Source organism: Curtobacterium sp. MR_MD2014, assembly GCF_000772085.1.
In the GTDB taxonomy this organism is placed as follows: Bacteria; Actinomycetota; Actinomycetes; order Actinomycetales; family Microbacteriaceae; genus Curtobacterium.
Window position 1 is genome coordinate 1263933 of the sequence record NZ_CP009755.1, and the last position, 19484, is coordinate 1283416.

Here is a 19484-nt window from a genome sequence, read left to right on the forward strand (position 1 = left end):
CGCGGACCTACTAGTCGCGGGCACGCGCCAGAACCTGGAGAGCGATACCGTGAGGTCCGGGTTGAAATCTGTATTGATCTTCATCGGCGGGTCGCCCGTCTGCAGCCATGCCCGATCGCCGGTCTGCTCAGACCTGTAACTTTGAGACGGCTCTCCAGCGTTGCGACCGCAGACGACCTCGTTCACCGGAAGCTTCATCGACTCGCGTCGAAAGAGCTATGGGTGTCGGACATTACCGAGCATCCAACCCGAGAAGGGAAGGTCTACTGCTGCGCGGTGATGGACCTTCTCGCGGGAGATCGTCGGCTGGTTCATCGAGTCCAGCCAGGACACAGATCTGGTCGTCAACGTGCTCGACATCGCGATCCAGGCGGGGCAACCAGGAGTGGGCGAAATCCTCCACGCCGACCCTGGCGCCCAGTTCACGTCCCGGGCGTTCGCGAGCGAGATCCGCGACGCGGGCCTGATGTCCGCGTTCCATGCCACAGGCCATTGATGCGAGTACTCAAGGATGGAGTCCTTCTGATCGACAATGCGGACTGCCGAATGGGGAGAAATGGCGCATGCGCACGGACTTGTGAAGGCTATATTCGAGTAGATCAGGATTTTGTACTCGAAACCTGGATCGGCCACACTCGTCGAGCTAGAACTATGCTTCATTACACGCCCATCCCGCCTAATCTCCTCAGCCGAACGGGTAACCGGGGCGTGGGCACGTCAAGAAGTTAACCGAATCGACAGCAATCTACTGCGCGATCGAGCATGCTTTAGCTGGACAAAGCGGTCTCCCCCTGACGGCCGAACGAGGTCACGAGAGCGAAAACCTCGTCTATCTCGTCAAATTGCGCCGAGACCAACGCATCACTGAGCTCGTCTATTCACTTCAGAGCTGTTTTGGCACTGTCGTTAACCGTCTATGCGTTGTGCGCCGTATATGCGTCGGTGTTCATTTCGCGGCCGCCTCATTATGCGCTGCCGGAATGCCGACTTCCTGTGCGTCCACGCTCTTTTCCCACAGGCCCACCTTCTGTGCTGTGAGCACGTCCACGCCGATCTCGTCGGCATAGCGGAGGCTGGCGTTCTCGAATTGCCGGAACTGCCAGATGGCAGCGTCCATGTAGTTCGCGTTGAAGACGCCAATCTTCGCGAGCATCTCGAAGTCCGCGATGGTCAGGCCCGTGACCCGCTCGAATAGGGCGGGGTCCAGCGAGCGGATCACGTGCGTCAGCGCCTCCTCGCGGAAGTCGGTGAGATACATGAAGACGGGCACGCGTGCGACGAACTTCTGCAGCTTCTTGCGGAGCTCTGTCCGCAGCTTAGTCGTCTCCTTCTTCTCCTTCTTTTCACCCTCGCCGAGCCCCTTGGGCTTCTCGCGCTTAGCAGCCTTCAGCTTCTGCGTGGAGGTGATGACCTTCTGGACATCCGCAGAGAGATTGCGAAAGTCCTCAATCTGCTCCAGCGACGCGAGCAGGTCAGCGTTGTCGAGGAGCCGCGTGAGCGTGGACTCGTTGATGTTGACCAGCAACGGAGAGTTCCAACGACTTGCTAGCGCCGAGGCTCCGATCCCGGCGGTTGCCCAGTTGAGCACATCGGTCGCATCGAGTTGTTGCATGCGCCCACCATCGAAGGCAAAAATAGGGAGGTAGTTGATGAGCTCGCCCAGCACCTCGGACGTGGTCTGGTCCTCCCCTGTCGCGAGTCGCGTGCCGTACTCGGCCAATAGCGACAGAGCCCGGTTCGGGTCGAACTCGAACACGTAGCAGGTGTCCTTGTGGACGACGCGTGGCTGGTCCACCTGGACATCCGACCAGGGCGACTGAACACGGAAGGCAGCCTGGAAATAGGACTCCGGAGACTTAAGCGAGCGGAGCATGAAGATACTCGCCCACTTCTTGATTGTCACGCCGGTCATTAGCTTGCCGCACGAGAGCGTGATGGAGCCCGACTTGCCCTCGCTCTCGGCTTTGTGGATGGCCTCGTCGACGGGGAGTTTCGCGGCGGCGCCTTGTCCGGCATGTCCGCCGGCGGCGACGTGGATGACGAAGCCGGAGTAAAACGGATGCTTCTCGAGCAGTGCCTTCATGGCGAAGCACGAGGCTACGTCGTTCATGTACCAGACGCTGTGCCTGACCGCATCACTGAACCGCTGGTCCTCGTACGGGAACGGAGGCTTCGCACCGAGCAGTTCGGTCTTCATCTGGGCGGCGAGCTTGCCGCGCAGCATGTCGAGAAACTGTGCTACCTGCGTGGGCTCGGCGAACTCGTAGTCGTTACGACCCCCACCCTCGACCTTGCGAGCGCGGAAGTACTCGTTCAGGGAGAAGCCGTTGAACTCCCCGTCATCGGCGAACTCCTCGGCTGTCTGCGACATCCGGTACGTGTACATCTCCATGCGAGGCAGGTCGATATACGGGTTGTCGCCGCGGCCGGCGGGCCATTGTTCCTTGTTGCGCTGCTCGTCGATGTAGGTCCAGTTGTAGACCTGGGTCTCGCTGAACTCGCCGTTCGTGATGGCCCGGAATGGCGTGCCGGACAGGTAAAGGTAGTTCCGCGAGCTCAGGGCGAGGTCGGCCTCAGTGACCTGCTCCTCAGGCTCCTCCGCCTCAGCCAGCTTCTTGTCGGCCGGGTCATAGAGCTCGCGTGCGCTCTCGCGCCACGCGCCGAAGTGATATTCGTCGATTATGATGACGTCCCAATCCAGGAGATGGATGGGCTCGTTGCGTTGCTTCACGGCGCCTTCGACGCGGCCGCTGAGGTCTTGGAAGGATGCGAACCACACGAACGGGTTCGTCCCGTCCGCGATGGCCACAGCCTCACTGACGGGGACCGTCGCGTCAACGAACTCCCAGCCTTCGAAGTCCACGTGTCCGAGCAGGTCGTCTTTCCAAGCGCCGTGGACCGCGGGCTTGTACGTCAGCACCAGGACCTTCGACCACTCCATCTCGCGGGCGAGCTGGTAGGTAGTGAAGGTCTTGCCGAAGCGCATCTTCGCGTTCCAGAGGTAGTGCGAGGGACGCGCGTCGTCACGGTGCTCGAGGAAATACGACGCAGTCTCGGCGACCGCCTCCTCCTGCTCAGGCCGCATGCCGAAATCGAGCGTGCGGGTCGGGTCGAAACGCCGGCCCCCGCGGACCACGCTGACGGCGGCCTTGACTTCGTCGAGTGTCGCCTCGAACCACTCGCCCCCAACTCGACGTATGCCAGCCGCGGCGAGCGCGCGGTGAACGTCGTAGTCGCGGAACGTTGATCCGTCTGTACGCACTGCAGAATCATCGAGAAGGATGTCCACGCCGATCAGGCCGGGGTATGCGGTGTTGAGCTGCTGGTGGATGCGCTGCCGCGCGGTCGGCTTCGTGGTCTCGCCGACCTTGATGACGCCCACCCCGTGTACCAGACCAGCGTCTGTCTCGCGCTGCCATTCCTGGTCTTTGCGTCCCGGGATGGTGTAAGCGTAGAGACGTCGTGCCTGGGCGCCGCCGCCCACCGTCTCCTGGACGTCGGCGACGACGAGGCTCATTCGGACACCTCAGCGTTGGCGGGCATCTCCCGGACCTGCGACTCGATGAACGCGATTTCGTCGTCCGTCAGGCCGTATCGCTCATAGAGGGCTTCATCCGTCCACATACGCTCGAGCGGCACTTGCGGAACGAAGGAGTAGACCTCCTTTGTCGCGTGCTGCGTCGACTTGCGGAGGGAGACGAGGAAGCGAACGAATCGCGTTCGGAGGTAGGTGGCGTACCACTCAGCGTCGGAGCTCGCGTCAAACGTGCCGGCGACGAGATAGGTCTCGCTGCATGCCGTGCCGGGGCCAGCCACGATGGGCTTGCCGAGGAACATCGTCTCGACTGCGGCGCTAGTTCCTTGGACCGCGGTCATGAGGACCTTCCAGTCGTCTACCCAGGCGTCGTTCTGGAGGATAGTGGACCGCTCAATCCACGAGACCTTCTGGGAGCCGTGGAACTTGACCGGATTCTGGAGCTTGTCCTTCTTGGCGACGCCGTGGTGGTTCGTTGGGAATCCGAAGGGCTTACGGCTGGAAACCCGTGCATCGAGAGTTGGCTCGTTCTTGGCGCGGACCTTCTCGAGAATGCTGACCGCCTCGTTCCGCCGGACGAGCACGTCGAATTCGTCGAGGTACCGCGCGGCTGGTTCGCCCATAGGCTTGCCGTCCCACATTGTTTGAAGCGTGCACGGGCCCGAGTAATCACGCTGCCAAAGGAAGTACGAGACGCCGCCGCGCACCTTGACACCCGGAAATGCGTCGTAAAGCTTCGGGTAGTCCACGAGCTTCTTCATACGACGGTCAGCGAGCATCCGCGCCCGGTACTTGTCAAGTCCCTTGCCGCCAGCGAACCACCGGGACGGCGTAATCATGACGACGTAGCGGGGATCCAGGTCGATGGCCTTCTCCACGAAGTGCTGGTAAATGGGTGCCGCGCTCGCGCCGTGACCTCCGTCCTCCAGCTGGAAGGGAGGATTGCCGACGATGACGTCGAACTTCATGTCTTTGTGCTCCTCGGTGGGGTAGGCGCCGTGGATGAACGCGTAGGCGTGGTTTTCGAGAGCATTTCCGCGCTCGATGTCGTCGGGCGAACCGCATTGCGTGCAGCGCCCGCGGCGGTCGAAAGCGTGCTCGGCGTAGACGAAGGGGATGTTCCCCGCGGCGTCGTGAAATGCGACGACGGAATTCTCGCTCGAGGCGTCGCGCGAGTAGTACAGGCTGCGGCGTCCGATGGCGCCTGTGAGTTCGGTAATGGCGGAGCCGAACAGCATGTTCTTGAAGATGTGGTTTCGGCGCCGTTCGAAGTCAGGCTCCCACTCCGCGAGCCCGTCCAGCAGCCGTCGGGCAGCTTCCCGCAGGAAGATGCCCGATTTCACCCCGGGGTCGAGCCAGCGGTAGTTTGGCTTGGACCATACCTCGGTGGGCAGCATGTCGAGCATCGCGTTGGCCACCTTCGGTGGCGTGGGCACTTCGTCGCTCGACAGTTGTGCGAGAGAGTCCAGTACGTCGGGTACGTACCGCCTCGCGCGTTGAATGGTGCTCACCGGGTTCCTCCGTCCGTGGGTGTGGGGTGGAGCGCGAGTTCCGTGTAGTGCACGGGAACGGCGTCCTGCTCGATGTCGAAGATTCCGAGCATCCCGGGTTGCTCCACCATCGGTGACCACTGTCGGACGAATGCGTGTCCGCGTGAGGGCTGGTAGTCCACGAACCGGATGGAATTGGCTTCGGCGAGGCTGTCGGCGCGGATGATGTTGGTCTCGAGGATGGCCTCGACCGCATCGGCGAAGCCCGCAGTTGCTGCCTTCGTGTTGAGCTCCATGTCAAGGTGGGAGTTGATGACGGCGCGGAGGCGGTCCTTCGACTCGTCAACGTTCTGCGGGTCGATGTCGATGGCGTAAATGGAGGCGAGCGCGCGCAACGTCCGGTGTTCGAACCGCGCACTGGTCCCGTACCGAGCAACGGTGACATGCGTCAACTTGCGGACGAGAATCTCCTCGAGGAAGTTGCCCGAGCCGCAAGCAGGCTCAAGGAACTTCCGGTCGGTGTTCTCGGGGTGCTCCTCGCTGGGGAACATGTCGTCGACCAGACGGAGCATCGCGTCCACCTCGCGCTTGTGGGTATAGACCTCGGCAAGATCTCGCACGCGCTGACGGGACTTGATTTGCAAGTGCTGGAGAGGCTGATTCTGCGGGATGGGCGTCGCCATCGAGGCTCCTGACTGGTGGCTCTAGAGGCGCCGAGGGCGCGCCTCACCGCCGGTTACTCACAATATTGTGCACCGCCGACGTTCGTGGGCAGTCCTGCCCGCCATCCCTTCTTTGCCGCGGACTCTGCATCTGTCAGAACGCCGGCGACCGACAACGAGCTGAAGGAGCGGCTCCGCGATGTCCGATCTCGCGACTGCTGAAGGCGCCTCCGCGGCTGGCCGTACCCGTTCCTTGATCAGCGCCCACACGGGCGAGAACGCTTGCTCGGTCACGCTGGGGGCAGCTACAGGAGGAGCATCTTCATCTTCCGTGGCGCTCACCGCGACGGGGACCGCTTTCAGACGCGCGTGCGTCGAGGGAGTCACCCGGAGTATGCCGAGAAGGAGTTCGAAGCGCCGGACGAGGTCTCCGGGGATCTTGAGCAGCGACGGCTGTTTGCCGTCCGGTCACTCGATGCGCACGCTCGAGGAGGCCTGCTTGTCGAGCGGATGGAAGCGCTGGGTCGCTGCGGACGCTCCTTCGCTGAGGAAGCGGGCAAGTACGCCTTCGACGACTGCCTGCCCGACTGCGCTCACAGTCTTCGCCATACGGGAGTCGAGCGAGACATCCTGCCAGCGGGCGACGGTATCGGACTCGACCTTTCGACTGCGGAACGCGGTTTGGACCACGATTCCGCTTCCGAAGGTGACGACGGGTCCGTCAGTCGACGTAGGTGCCCCCGATGGCCTGTCCGTCCGATGCCCCGAGACCGACGTCAGAGTGTGCGCGAAGCTCTGGACGACGCGCTGCTAGTCGTCGCTCAGCTGGTATTCGTAAGCCTGCCGGGACGAGGCAGCGTACGCAGCTGAAGTCCGTCGGGTCGTCGCAAACGACCTGTTTGTTACCGATTCCCGAATGCCCGAGTGCCCGAGTCCGCTGACGTCGCGAACGATCCGGCGCTCGTTGTGGAGCGCCGTGATCGGGATGTTCAGCACGAGAAGCAGCCGCGACGCCTGCGGGACGACGTCGAGGAACGTCGCCTCCGTCCGGAAGGCCAAGCGTTCCTTCAGGAAATCAAGGGAGACGAAGGGAGCGAACGACACGGCTTCGTCGCGAATCCGCTCGAAGCCCCTACGGCGCTCGGACCGGAACAGATTCGGGTGGTCAGCGATCGTGTACCGCGACTTCTGCGCGGCTCTCCTGGTACGTCGCGAGTGCCTTGGCCGGAAGCGCCGGCCGAGGACAGATTCCCAGCGCCGCTGGGCCAGCGGCGCGGCGCGGTTCCGAATGGCGAACTTGTCGCAGATGTCGGGCTGCCCGACACCTTGATTGAGGTGACGCGGGCTCTCGCGGAAGCTACCTTCCATGTCTCGCTTCTCACTGAACGGCCGGTCTAAGTACTCGAAGTTGTACCCGGTCAGCGTCAGACTGCGGAGGGTGTGCAGGTGCGCCGACTAGATGTCCTGCCGTCCCTCGCCGAGGTCGGCCCGCCACTCCGGACGGAGTGACTCGTTCTGCGGAAGGAGACGAGCGGCGTTGTCGCATCGCGCCCTTAGGCTTCCGGTGCGGCAGCTGACGAGGGGACCCCATGCAGATCACCAGCGACAGCCGGGTCCTCCTGAGCCCGAGCGACCTCAGCACGTGGGCGACCTGCGAGTGGGCGTTCCTCCGCCGCCTCGACGCCAAGCTCGGTCGTGGCGGCCCCCTGCCCGACGAGCACGACGACATGCTCGAGCGCACGGCGCGCCTGGGGGACCAGCACGAGCTCGACTACCTCGACATCCTGAAGCAGACCCGCGACGTCGTCGAGTTCGACCGACCGGCACCCCCCGATTACGCAGCGGCAGCGCAACGAGCGATCAACGCGTTCCAGACCGGCGCCGACGTCCTCTACCAACCGACCTTCCACGAGCCGCCCACCCCTGCCCGCCCGGGCTTCATCGGCTTCGCCGACTTCATCCTCCGCAACGCCGAAGGCGCCTACGAGGTCTACGACACCAAGCTCGCCCGCCACGCCAAGATCAGCGCCCTGCTCCAGCTCGCGGCCTACGCCGAGCAGATGCAGGCGCACGGCATCCCCACCGGCGAGCAGGTCCACCTCGTCCTCGGCGACCGCACGACCACTACTCACGACCTCGCCGACATCGCCCCGGTGTACCGCACGCAGCGCGCCGAGCTCAAGCGGGTCATCGCCGAGCGGATGCAGGAGCACGAGGAACTGCAGTGGGGCGACGCCCGCTACTCCAGCTGCGGCCGCTGCACGATCTGCCAGACCCAGGTGCAGCAGCACCGCGATCTGGTCCTCGTCGCCGGCATGCGCCTCGACCAGCGCACGAAGCTGATCCGGCAGGGAGTGCGGACGATCGACGACCTGGCGGATCGCACCGCGGCCGTGCCCGGCATGTCGCGGTCGACGCAAGAGAGGCTGGTGCGTCAGGCGCGCCTCCAGACCGAGACCGAAGCCGAGCAGCGCGATAGCGGAGCCAAGACAGGCCCGACCAAGCCCCGCTTCGAACTCCACGACCCTCGCGCCCTCGACGCCATCCCGGAGCCCGACCCGGGCGATGTCTTCTTCGACTTCGAGGGGGACCCCCTGCACACCGAGGACGGCGTGCACTGGGGCCTCGACTACCTGTTCGGCCTGGTCGACGACCGCGCCGACTTCACCGCCTTCTGGGCGCACACGATCCGCGACGAGCGCCAGGCGCTGATCGACTTCCTCGCCTTCGTCAAGGAACGCCGTGCCCAACATCCGGGCATGCACGTCTACCATTACGCCGCGTACGAGCGGACGCACCTGCTGTCCCTCGCCGCCCGGCACGGTGTGGGGGAGGACGACGTCGACGACCTGCTCCGCGCCGGCGTGCTCGTCGACCTGTACCCGATCGTCCGCAAGGCCCTTGTGGTCGGCAGCCACAGCTACTCGATCAAGAAGCTCGAGCCGCTGTACATGGGCGAGGACTTCCGCCTCAGTGACGTCACGAACGCCGCCGACAGCATCACCGCGTACGTCGAGGCGATCGAGGAACTCCGCAGCGGCGACCCCGCCACCGGCCAGCGCATGCTCGACCAGGTCGCCGACTACAACGCCTACGACTGCCGCTCCACGCTGCGGCTCCGCGACTGGCTGCTGTCGCTCCGGCTCCCGCGCACGGAGCCCGCGACCGAGGAAACGGAACTCCTGCCGCCGATCCCCGTCGAGCGCGAGCCGAACCCCGTGTACACGGCACTCGCCGCGCAGATCGCAGACGTCGACCCCCTCGACCGTGACGCCGACCAGACCGCCCTGGCGCTCGCGGCCGCCGCGATCGACTACCACCGCCGCGAGGCCAAGACCTTCTGGCAGGACCACTTCGACCGCCTCCGCAACCCCGTCGACGACTGGGCGGACACCCGCGACGTCCTCGTCGTCGAGCGCGCGTCCGTCGAGCGGGACTGGGACACGCTGCCGCGTGCCCGCTCGCAGTCGCGAGAGATCCGCCTGTCCGGGACGCTCGCGCCCGGTTCGCGCATCCGGCCGGGAGGCACGCCCCACCTCGTTTACGACGACCCACTCCCGCCGTCGGTCACCGCTCCGGCGCCGGGTTCGAAGGGTGCGTCGGCTCGCGCGGTCGTGCTGGACGCGGCCGACAACGGCGACGCGTTCGAGGTCCTGGTGAAGGAGAGCCTGGCGGTCGGTGGCGGGGAACCGCACCACGACTTCCCGGTCGCCCTCGCGCCGGCCGCGCCACCACGGGCGAAGCCGCAGCCCGAGGCGATCGCCGAGTGGGGCCAGGAGGTCCTCGACGCCCTGCCGGAGATGCTGCCCGACCCCGCGCTCGACCTGCTCCGCCGAGTCCCGCCGCGCGGCGCGCTGGCCCCGGTCGCCGGAGATGACACCGTCTCCGCGGTCGTCACGACGCTGCTCGGGCTCGACCGGTCGTACCTGGCGATCCAGGGCCCTCCCGGGACAGGCAAGACCTACGTCGGGTCGAACGTCGTCGCTCGGCTCGTCCGCGAGCACGGCTGGCGCGTCGGGGTCGTCGGCCAGTCCCATGCGACGTCGGAGAACTTCCTGTCGTCGGTGGTCCGCGCGGGGGTCTCCGCCGACCGTGTGGTGAAGGTGCCGAAGTCCGGCGCGACCGAGGACGAGCTCGAGGCCGTGGCGTGGACCCCGGTGAAGAACAACGCCGCCGTCTCGGCGTTCCTGTCGTCGTGCGCCGAGACCGGCACCGGGGGAGTCGTCGGCGGGACCGCGTGGACCTTCGCGAACGAGGGCACGATCCCGCGGCGCTTGCTCGACCTGCTCGTGGTCGACGAGGCCGGGCAGTTCTCGCTCGCCCCGACCATCGCGTCCTCGATCGCCGCGCAGCGCCTGCTCCTGCTCGGCGACCCGCAGCAGCTGCCCCAGGTCTCGCAGGGCTCGCACCCCGAGCCGGTCGACCAGTCAGCGCTCGGGTGGCTGGCGGACGGGGAGCACGTGCTCCCGCCGGAGTTCGGCTACTTCCTCGCACACACCCGGCGCATGGAGCCCGCGCTGACGGCATCGGTCTCGGGCCTGTCGTACGACGGGCAGCTGACTTCGATCGTGAGTGGTCGGCACCTCGACGACCTCGACCCCGGCGTCCACCCCGTGCCGGTCGTCCACAGCGGGAACACGACGTCGTCGGAGGAAGAGGCCGCACGGGTCGTCGAGCTCGCCCAGAGCCTGATCGGTCGCCGGTGGGTCGACGGCGAGGTCTCCAGGCCGTTGACGGACGAGGACGTCATCGTCGTCGCGCCGTACAACGCGCAGGGAGCGCTGATCCGCGAGGCCCTCGACCGCGCCGGACTCCGCGGGACCCAGGTCGGCACGGTCGACATGTTCCAGGGGCGCGAGGCCGTGGTGTCCATCACGTCGCTCGCGGCCTCGAGCGCGGCAGACATCCCGCGCGGGCTCGACTTCCTGCTCATGCCGAACCGGCTCAACGTGGCGCTGTCGCGGGCGCAGTGGGCGGCGTACCTCGTCTACTCGCCGGCGCTCACCACGGGCCTACCCTCGTCGATCAGCGGGTTGTCTCTGCTCTCCCGGTTCATCGAGCTGGTCGAGCCGCCCCACTGACGCCGGCAGGGCGACAACGATCAGCCGGCCTGGACGGTGCCGACCGCCGAGCTGTAGCTGGCGGCCGCGCCGAACCGCGCCCCGATGATCGTGACCGACCATGCGCTCCGATCCGGCGCGACCGAGTACAGGACCCGCGCGCCCGCCGGGATCGGCGCCAGCCCCGTTCCGTCCATCAGGGCTATCCGCGACGGGTCGCTCGCCGTCGTGAGCTCGGTCGGGTAGTTCCCGGCTCCGAACCGTCCCTCCATGGCGTACGCCAGGGTCCCAGCGCCCATGGCGACCGCGGACCGCTCGGTGTCGAAACTCGTCGGCTCGGGAACCGCGGGCGCCTGCGGTGCAGCCGCCTCGGCCGGGACCGGAGCCGCTCCCTGCTCCGTGCTGTCGCCTGCAGCTGCCGGCTCCGGCGCTGCTTCTGCCGGCACCTGGTCCTCGGTCGCAGGAGCGGCCGGCACCGCATCGGGCGAGGACACCGCCATCGGGAAGCCGGGGTCGAACACCTGCCCCTCGTGCGATGCCGGCAGCGAGAGCACGGGCCACTGCACCCCGACGGTGGAGAGCCCGAACGCGAGCACCGCGTAGGCCATGAGGGCCGTACCGACGGTGCCGAGCATGATCGCGCCGCGGCCGAACGCGCGCGCGACGCTGCCGAAGCGGCTCCGGTCGGTCACGAGACGGCGTCCGATGACGATGGCTGTGACTCCGATGGTCGATGCGATGAACCCGCTCTGGACCCCGGCCTCCTGCGGCTCGGCGAGTGCCATGACGAGGCTGCCGAGTCCGAGGAACATCGCCAGGGTCGCCCATGCCCACGGTCGGGTGGCTCGCCGGGCGCCTCGGGGCGGCTCGGCGGTCAGGAACGCGGATCTCGGCCGTCGCGGCGGCGGCCCGGACGGTGCGTCGGCGAAGTACCCCGGAGGAGACCAGTCACGTGGTCCTGGACCGCCCAGTGGCATCGTCGTCCCCTCGTTCTTCGTTCAACGACGGTCCGAGTCTGGCTGTCGGTCTCGAGTTGAGCGATCCCCAGAACTGGGTGGGTGCCGGGTTCGACACGGGGCGTGTCGAGGGCTCCGGAGTCCACGACGGTCCCGTCCGGAAGCGGACCGCCGGACCGCGTCGCCGGCAGCGAACGTGGCGTGACGATCTCGGTTCGCGATCGCCGGGGATCGTGAACCAGGATCGTCAGCCGCAGATCGCAACCAGCAGGTCCGCCAGGCCAGTCCCCGGCGGGCCGATCTGGTCGGTGGTGGCCTAGCCCTGGGTGGAGTCGTCGGCCTCGGCGTCGGCGTCGTCGCCGGGGATCTCGCCGCGCATCTGCGCCCGGATCCCCGCGAGCACGTCGGCGTGCAGGAAGTTGGCGTCCTCGGCGCTGGTCGGGTCGACGACGATGCCGAACTCCTCGGGCACCGCGGTCACGAGTTCGGCCATGCGGACCGGGCGGGCCTCGGTGCCGGGGACGCCCTCGGTGAGTTCGGCGGGGTCGGTGAACACCGGGACGAAGGGCAGGTCGCGGATCATCACGTGCGCGATGCTCCCGCCCTCGGGGTCGCCCGCGGGCTTCCACGGCACCCACGCGGCACTGCCGAGGAACCCTTGCGCCGACGACGCCATGCGGCGCCGCAGGGCTCCGGCGGGCGACTCGGTCCTGCCGGCACCGGGGCCGAACGCCGACCCGCTCGTGTCGTTGCTGCTCATGGGGTTCCCTCCGCCGTGGTGTGCCCGGCCATGCTCCCACGTGGTGCGGGCGGAACCGAATGCGGCACCGTCACAGCCATCTCCCCACCGGACGCGATCGGCGTTGCGGCGGTGGGGCGTGCCTCCAGACCGACGACGGCGCCCGACCCACGAGGTGGGCCGGGCGCCGGACGGACCACGCTCAGTACTTGGCCGACTGCCCGCCGTCGATCGGGACGACCGTCGCGTTGACGTACGAGGCGTCGTCGGACAGCAGGAAGGCGACGACGGCGGCGATCTCGGGGGCCTCACCGTAGCGCTTCGTGGGGTTGACCTGGATGAACTCCTCGGCGGCCTTCCGCGGGTTCTCCGCGTCGATCTGCTTCATCGAGTTCTCGACCATCGGCGTCCAGATCGCACCGGGAGCGATGGCGTTGATGCGGATGCCGTACTGGCCGTACTCCACGGCGGAGTTGCGGGTGAGGCCGACGACACCGTGCTTGGCGGCCGCGTAGCCGGACTGGTTGCCGATGCCGCGGATGCCACCGACGCTCGCGGTGTTCACGACCATGCCCGAGCCCTGCTCGCGCATGACCCGCAGCACCTTCTCGAGCCCGAGGAACACGCCACGGAGGTTGATCGACACGACCTTGTCGAACTCGGCGGCGGTGAAGGACTCGGTGGGGTTCTGCTTGCCCTCGATGCCGGCGTTGTTGAAGAAGCCGTCGATGCGGCCGAAGCGCTCGGTGGTGGCGGTGACGTAGGCGTCGACCTGGGCCTCGTCGGAGACGTCGGCGACGGTGGTGAGCACCTGGGCGTCGGGGGTCGCCTCGAGGACGGCGGCCTTCGTGGCCTCGAGTCCCTCGCTGGAGACGTCGACGAGCGACAGCTGAGCACCTTCGGCGGCCAGGCGGACGGCGGTCGCGCGGCCGAGGCCGGAGCCGCCGCCGGTGATGAGGACGACGCGGTCGGTGAAGCGGGTGGTGGATGTCATGGATGGCCTCCTGCGGTCTTCGACGATGAAGGGCTCGGGTCCAGCGGTGGGTCGACGAGTCCGTTCGATGCATCTGCATCGATAGCTCTAGGCTACACCTGTCGTTTTGCTCTGCGGTCATCCGCTCAGCAGCGCGCGAGCACCCGCTCCATCGCGTCGCGCTCCGCGGGCGCCACCCAGAGCCGGTACGTCGTCTTCACCGTGATCTGGTGCTCGACGTAGGTGCAGCGGAACGCCGTGTCCGCGGGCAACCACGTCGCCGCGTCGCCCGAACGCTTCTGCGCGTTCGAGTGGCCGTCGACGGCGAACAGGTTCGCGGGGTCGTTCGCCAGGGCTTCGCGCTGCTCCTGCGTCAGCTGCTGTGCGCCGGTGCGCCACGCGTTCTCGAGCGCGACGACGTGGTCGATCTGCACGAGGGTCGAGGTCCGGTTCCCGCGGACGAAGTCCACCCGCTCGCCGGTGTACGGGGAGACCAGCGTGCCGCGCAGGACCTTGCAGGGCCCCTGCCGCTCGATGTCCGTCAGGTCGCGGGCGAGCACGTCGTTCCGGGTGTCGCAGCCGTTGTGGTCGACGTCGAGCCAGGCGGTGCCGAAGCGGGCCTCGCGGTCGTAGCCGGTCGCGGCGGCCTTGCCCTTCACCGGCAGGGTAGCGAGCTCGCTGCGGGCGGTCGCGGCTGCGGTCGCGTCGGTCGGGCTGGTCGCGTCGGTCGGGCTGGGCGCCTCGGTCGCCTCGGTCGGGCTGGTCGGCTCGGTCGCGTCGACGGTCGGCCGGGAGGCGCCGCCCGCCTCGACCCCACCACCCGCGTCGGCCGTCGGTGCGGTGGTGATCGTCGGTGCGGCCGTCGACGAGGACGTCCCGTCCGCGGCGGCGTCGGCGTCCGCGTCGGTCACGCCGGTGGTGTGCAGCAGCCAGCCGGCGAGGACGACGACCGCGACGAGGCCGAGCGACGTCAGCGATGCCCGAGCCCTGCGGCGCGAGGAGGTGGAACGGGTGGAACGCGGACGGCGTCGACGGGACGTCATGGGGAGGCCTTCGGTGGTGCGGTGGAGCGGGCCCGGGTGGACCGTCCTCGATCATCCCGTGCGGCACCGACGAACCAGGGCGTAGACACGGGGCATGACCGATCACGCGAACCCCTCCGTGCCCGTCACCGGTGGATCGATGCCGCTCCTCGGCTTCGGCACCTGGCAGATCCCCGACGCCGACGCTCCCGTCGCCGTGGGCGCTGCGCTCGAGGCCGGCTACCGCCACATCGACACCGCCACGGGCTACTCGAACCAGCGCGGCGTGGGGAAGGCGCTCGCCGACGCCGGCCTCGCCCGCGATGACGTCTTCGTCACGACGAAGCTCCCGCCGGACAACGCCGACCGGGTGCGCCAGACCATCGAGGAGAGCCTCGAGCAGCTCGGGCTCGACCACCTCGACCTGTGGCTCGTGCACTGGCCGCCGAACGGCGAGGCCCGACCCGACGTGTGGGAGCAGGTCGTCCAGGCGCAGGCCGACGGGTTGACCCGGGCGGTGGGCGTGAGCAACTACTCGCTCGCGCAGATCGACGAGCTGACCGACGCGACCGGGACGACCCCGGCCGTGAACCAGATCCGGTGGAGCCCCGCCGAGTACGACGCCGAGGTCGCCGCGGGGCTGCACGAACGTGGCGTGGTGCTCGAGGGCTACAGCCCGTTCAAGGCGAGCAACCTGCAGGACCCGACGCTCGTCGAGATCGCGGAGGCGCACGACGCCGACAGCGCGCAGGTCATCGTCGCGTGGCACGTGGCGCACGGGTTCGTCGTGATCCCGAAGTCGTCCAACCCGGAGCGCATCCGGTCGAACGCGCTCGGGGCGCACCTCGAGTTGACCACCGACGAGGTGTCGCGGATCGACGGTCTCGCCGGCTGACCCGGTCGCGACGGCGGGCTCAGGCGGGAGCGGCCAGGGCCCGCCGTCGTCCTACGGCTCGGCGAGGTCGAGTCCCTCGGCCTGGGCGATGCGGCGGAGCTTTCGGTCGAAGGTGGCGAGCTGGCCGTGCACGGCCTGCGCCGTGACGAGGACGACCGCGTCCGGCATGCCGAGCCGGCGGCTGGCGCGCATGTCCGCCGCCCAGCGTGCGGTACGGCCCGTGACCGGGACGACCGACACGCCGAGTCGTTCGATGGTGCCGCGCTCACGATCGGCGTGCCCACGCGATGCCGGTCGCACGAGCATCTCGGCGAGGGTCAGGGCCGAGGTGCAGAACTCGTCCCACGCGTGGTCCTCGACCAGGTCGTACGCTCGCTCGTGCAGGCCGTCGCCCTCGTCGAGCAGCGCGATCACGACGTTCGCGTCGAGGACCATCACCGTGCCGGCCGCCTCCGCCGATGCCCCTCGGACGCGCTCGACCAGACGCCTCGGCTGCCGCCGAAGGAGCCGCCGAGCGTGACCTCGGTGCCGTTGCGCAGGCGGAAGGTGGACGTCGCCGTGGTGCCGTCGCGCCGGACCACTCCTGTTCGCGGCGGCGCGGGATCGGCGTGGGACTCGAGATCGGCGTGCGGCTCGACGTCCGGTCCAGCTCCAGCTGGAGTCGGTGTCAGCAGGCTCGCGACCGGGACCTGCGGAGCGGGACGGGGCTGGGCGGAGCGGCTGGTCTCGACGAACATGCGGCGACGGTACCGACACGGGCGTCCGGACGCGAAGGAGTTCGTATGTCGCGGCTCAGGTGAGGAGCGAGCGGATGTCCTCGGCGGTCAGGTCGTCGGCGAACAGGGCGTCGTCGTCGATCATGGTCGCGAAGAGTTCGGCCTTCTTGGCGGCGAGGGCGAGGACCTTCTCCTCGATGGTGTCCTCGGCGATGAAGCGCTGCACGTTCACGGAGCGGGTCTGCCCGATGCGGTGCGTCCGGTCGACCGCCTGGGACTCGGCGGCCGGGTTCCACCAGGGATCGAGCACGAAGACGGTGTCCGCCTCGGTCAGCGTCAGCCCGAAGCCGCCGGCCTTGAGGGAGATGAGGAACGCCGGTGCCGCGCCGGTCCGGAAGCGGTCGATGACCTGCGGGCGCTTCCGGGTCGAGCCGTCGAGGTACTCGTACCCGATGCCGCGTGCGTCGAGCGCCTCGGCGACCATGCGCAGGAACGTGGTGAACTGGCTGAAGACCAGGGCGCGGCGGCCCTCGGCGGCGAGCTGCTCGAGCTCGTCGAGCAGCAGGTCGAGCTTCGCCGAGGGGATGGGCTCCGCAGCGGCAGCGGCAGCGGCAGCGACGTCGTCGTCGGCGTCCTGGTCCGTCTGCTGCACGAGTGCCGGCGACAGGGCGAGCATCCGGAGGAGGGTCAGCGACCGGAAGACGATCATCCGGTTGCGCGCCAGGTCGTCGATGAGGTCGAGGACCTTCAGGCGCTCCCGGTTGAGGGTCCGCTCGTACAGCGCGCGGTGCGCGGGGTCGAGCGTCACCCGGACGACCTGCTCCTGCTTCGGCGGCAGGTCGGCGGCGACGCTCTCCTTCGTCCGGCGGAGCATGAGCGGTCGGATCCGACGCCGGAGCCGGTCGGTGAGCTCCTTGCGGGCGTCCCCGCGCAGGTCGGGGGAGCCGAGCGGCTTGACGTAGTCGTCGCCGAACCGGGACCACGACGACAGCAGCCCGGGCGCGACGACGTGGAACAGCGCCCAGAGGTCGGTCAGCCCGTTCTCGAGCGGGGTCCCCGTGACGGCGAACTTCACCGGCGCGGGCAGCTCGGCGGCGACCCGGTGCGTCTGCGACTGCGGGTTCTTCACGAACTGCGCCTCGTCGAGCACGAGCGCCGACCAGGACACCCCGGTGTACTCGGCGGCGTCGAGCCGGAGCAGTGCGTACGAGGTCACGACGACGTCGGACTCCGCCGCCGCTCGGGCGACCCGGGCGTGGTCCTTGAGCGAGGTTGCGGTGACGGCGGTCACCCGCAGGGAGGGGGTGAAGCGGGCTGCCTCGTCCGCCCAGTTGCCGACGACCGAGGTCGGCGCGACGACGAGGAACGGCGGAGCGTCGGGCTCGGACCGGCGGGCGGCGGCGATCATGGACAGCACCTGCAGGGTCTTGCCGAGGCCCATGTCGTCGGCGAGCACCCCGCCGATGCCGTGCTCCCGCAGGAACCGGAGCCAGGCGTAGCCGGCGTGCTGGTAGGGGCGGAGCTCGGCGTGCACGGTGTCCGGCACGGGGACCTCGTCCTGCGGTGCGGCGTCGAGCAGACCCGCTGCGATCCGCTGCCAGCGCTCGTCGTGCTCCGTCTCGTCGGCCAGCTGGTCGAACTCCGACCACAGTCCGGCCTGCAGCGGGGTCACCGTCAGGGCCTGGTCGGGTTCCCACTCGTCGAGCTCGCGCGCTTCCTCGATGAGTTCCTTGAGCCGGTCGAACGTCGGGTCGGCCAGCGACAGGTACGACCCGTCGATGAGCTTCATGCGGCGGTCACGCTTCGCCAGCGCCCGGAGCAGCGGGGTGAACGGGATCTGCCGCCCGTTCACGGTGACGAAGATGCCGAGGTCGAACCAGTCGTGCTTCTCGGACGGCATCGTCGTGACGCGGATGTGCGGTCGCCCGGTCAGCCGCTCGTGGTCGCCGGGCTCGCCCTGCACGAACGTCCGGACACCGAGTGCGGGCAGGGCCGGCAGGAGTTCGGTCGCGAAGACGGCGACGTCCGCACCGTCGACCGTGCCGTCCTCGAACCAGGCGAGACCGCCGCCGGGGCCGGTCGTCACGGACTCGTCGGCGGCGTGCAGCCCGCTGAGGTCGGGGAGCGGCCCGTGCAGCGTGACCGGGTCCTTCCGTCCGTCGACGTGCCACCGCCACTGCAGGTGCAGGCGGTCGTCGGTCCGGGGTGCCCGGGCGGGTTCGAACGTCGCCGTCAGGACGAGCTCGGGCGGTGTCCGCTCGGGGAGTTCGACCGAGCCGTCGGAGCTGACGAGACCGAGCGCGCCGCGGAGCCGCGGCGACCAGTCGGCCAGGAACTCGTCGACGGCATCGGACGGCACGGTGATGCGCGCGCCCTCGACGAGCATGCGGCGCTGGTCCTCGGGGACCGGAACCGGGGTCGGGGCGAGGGTGACGTGGAACTCGGGGCTCTCGCGGAAGGCGTAGACACCGTGGTCGCCGATCGTGCGCGCCGAGCCGTCGGGTACCGGGCGCCCGTCGACGACCGCACTCGCACCGATGACGAGCGCGCCGTCGTGCCGGGCTGCGTCGAGGAGCACGCGCGCGTCGCCGCCGAGGACCGCGCCGCCCTCGCGCTTGCCCGTCACGAAGGCGATCCCGAGCCCGGCTGCCTGCCGGAGCAGCGGCCAGAGCAGGGGGCTGCCGAAGTCGTCGAGGTGCACCCAGTCGCTCTCGCCGGGGAGCCCCGCGAGCTGCCCGGCGCGGTGCAGCGCGGAGAACTGCAGGAACCAGGCGTGCTGTTCGGGCGCGATGCCGAGCCGGTTCATCGAGTAGGGGAGCGTGCCCCAGGTGAGCTGCCCTCGGACCCAGTTGCCGGCGGCGCTGCGGGTCACCGGGCGGACGCCGAGCCGCACGCTGCGGGCACGGGACGGCAGCGCCCGGCCGGCGGCGCGCGCACGGGAGGCGAGTGCGGCGGGGACCGCGTCGCGCAACTCGAACTGCAGACCCGTGGGGGTGCCCTGCGGGGCGACCGCCCGGTCGTCGTCACCGGCGAGGCGGGCGAGGTCGAGCCTCCAGTCCGGGGCAGGCGGTGGGGCGAGGGGAGCCGCTGCTCGGGGTTCGGCGGCGAGGGCCCGCGCGTTGATGGTGAGGAGCGCGGCGGCGACGTGCTTGCAGTCGCCGCCGAGGGGGCAGGAACAGGTGCTGCGGACGGGGCGGACGAACTCGCCGCGGGCGACGGTGGTCTCGACGCGGAGCTCGTAGGGGTCGTCGGCGGAGCCGGAGACGGTCGCGGTGACCGTGCCGTCGTCGTCGTGCCAGGTGGCGTCCTCGACCAAGCCCGCCCGGACCACGTCGCGCGCGCGGCCGAAGGTCTGCGGCCCGACGAACCGGATGACGTCGACGGCGTCGATCATCGGGGCGGCGGGCACGGGTCCATCGTGCCAGGCGCCACCGAC

Annotated in this window: 13 protein-coding genes and 1 pseudogene; 3 read left to right on the forward strand and 11 right to left on the reverse strand. The window is 68.7% G+C overall.

The genetic code is table 11. The features are described from left to right. Window positions 1-295 precede the first annotated feature (295 nt). Window positions 296-496 (forward strand): annotated as a pseudogene (locus tag NI26_RS17335) (DDE-type integrase/transposase/recombinase); the annotation flags it as partial. Between the two features lie 450 nt (window positions 497-946). Here NI26_RS17335 and NI26_RS05850 read toward each other — a convergent pair. From NI26_RS05850 to NI26_RS05870, 5 genes are all read right to left on the reverse strand, one after another. Beyond that, on the reverse strand, window positions 947-3517 hold the full coding sequence (locus NI26_RS05850; protein ID WP_066653543.1) for a GIY-YIG nuclease family protein: 2571 nt from the start codon (window positions 3515-3517) through the stop codon (window positions 947-949). Next, the gene (locus NI26_RS05855; RefSeq protein WP_066653545.1) at window positions 3514-5046 is read right to left on the reverse strand and encodes an Eco57I restriction-modification methylase domain-containing protein; all 1533 of its coding nucleotides are present in this window, start codon (window positions 5044-5046) and stop codon (window positions 3514-3516) included. The genes NI26_RS05850 and NI26_RS05855 overlap by 4 nt, the downstream gene beginning before the upstream one ends. Next, the gene (locus tag NI26_RS05860; protein ID WP_066653547.1) at window positions 5043-5708 is read right to left on the reverse strand and encodes a hypothetical protein; all 666 of its coding nucleotides are present in this window, start codon (window positions 5706-5708) and stop codon (window positions 5043-5045) included. The genes NI26_RS05855 and NI26_RS05860 overlap by 4 nt, the downstream gene beginning before the upstream one ends. Before the next feature lie 447 nt (window positions 5709-6155). Continuing rightward, window positions 6156-6377 (reverse strand): hypothetical protein, encoded by a 222-nt coding sequence (locus tag NI26_RS05865; RefSeq protein ID WP_066653549.1) that lies wholly within the window; start codon window positions 6375-6377, stop codon window positions 6156-6158. A 120-nt stretch (window positions 6378-6497) separates the two neighbouring features. After that, window positions 6498-7055 (reverse strand): hypothetical protein, encoded by a 558-nt coding sequence (locus NI26_RS05870; RefSeq protein ID WP_066653556.1) that lies wholly within the window; start codon window positions 7053-7055, stop codon window positions 6498-6500. Between the two features lie 221 nt (window positions 7056-7276). Between NI26_RS05870 and NI26_RS05875 the strand changes: the two genes are divergently transcribed. Then, complete coding sequence (locus NI26_RS05875) at window positions 7277-10768, forward strand: TM0106 family RecB-like putative nuclease (RefSeq protein WP_066653558.1); 3492 nt, start codon at window positions 7277-7279, stop codon at window positions 10766-10768. A gap of 20 nt (window positions 10769-10788) precedes the next feature. On the opposite strand, the gene NI26_RS05880 is transcribed toward NI26_RS05875, so the two are convergent. The 4 genes from NI26_RS05880 to NI26_RS05895 all read right to left on the reverse strand — a co-directional run bounded on the left by NI26_RS05880 (window position 10789) and on the right by NI26_RS05895 (window position 14458). After that, window positions 10789-11559 carry a hypothetical protein gene (locus NI26_RS05880; RefSeq protein ID WP_066653560.1) on the reverse strand — a complete coding sequence of 257 codons (771 nt, stop codon included), beginning with the start codon at window positions 11557-11559 and terminating at the stop codon, window positions 10789-10791. Window positions 11560-12019: 460 nt separating this feature from the next. Beyond that, window positions 12020-12463, reverse strand: coding sequence for an SseB family protein (locus NI26_RS05885; protein WP_066653563.1), 444 nt, complete (start codon window positions 12461-12463; stop codon window positions 12020-12022). 181 nt (window positions 12464-12644) lie between these two features. Further along, a complete protein-coding gene (locus tag NI26_RS05890; protein ID WP_066653568.1) occupies window positions 12645-13436 on the reverse strand; it encodes an SDR family oxidoreductase in 792 nt (263 codons plus the stop codon). Window positions 13437-13561: 125 nt separating this feature from the next. Next, the gene (locus tag NI26_RS05895) at window positions 13562-14458 is read right to left on the reverse strand and encodes an HNH endonuclease family protein (RefSeq protein ID WP_066653572.1); all 897 of its coding nucleotides are present in this window, start codon (window positions 14456-14458) and stop codon (window positions 13562-13564) included. 94 nt (window positions 14459-14552) lie between these two features. On the opposite strand from NI26_RS05895, the gene NI26_RS05900 reads away from it, so the two are divergent. Continuing rightward, window positions 14553-15332, forward strand: coding sequence for an aldo/keto reductase (locus tag NI26_RS05900; RefSeq protein WP_066653574.1), 780 nt, complete (start codon window positions 14553-14555; stop codon window positions 15330-15332). Between the two features lie 51 nt (window positions 15333-15383). Here NI26_RS05900 and NI26_RS05905 read toward each other — a convergent pair whose 3' ends face one another. After that, a complete protein-coding gene (locus NI26_RS05905; RefSeq protein WP_066653576.1) occupies window positions 15384-15767 on the reverse strand; it encodes a type II toxin-antitoxin system VapC family toxin in 384 nt (127 codons plus the stop codon). 357 nt (window positions 15768-16124) lie between these two features. After that, window positions 16125-19457, reverse strand: coding sequence for a DEAD/DEAH box helicase (locus NI26_RS05910; RefSeq protein WP_066653578.1), 3333 nt, complete (start codon window positions 19455-19457; stop codon window positions 16125-16127). Between the last annotated feature and the right edge of the window lie 27 nt (window positions 19458-19484).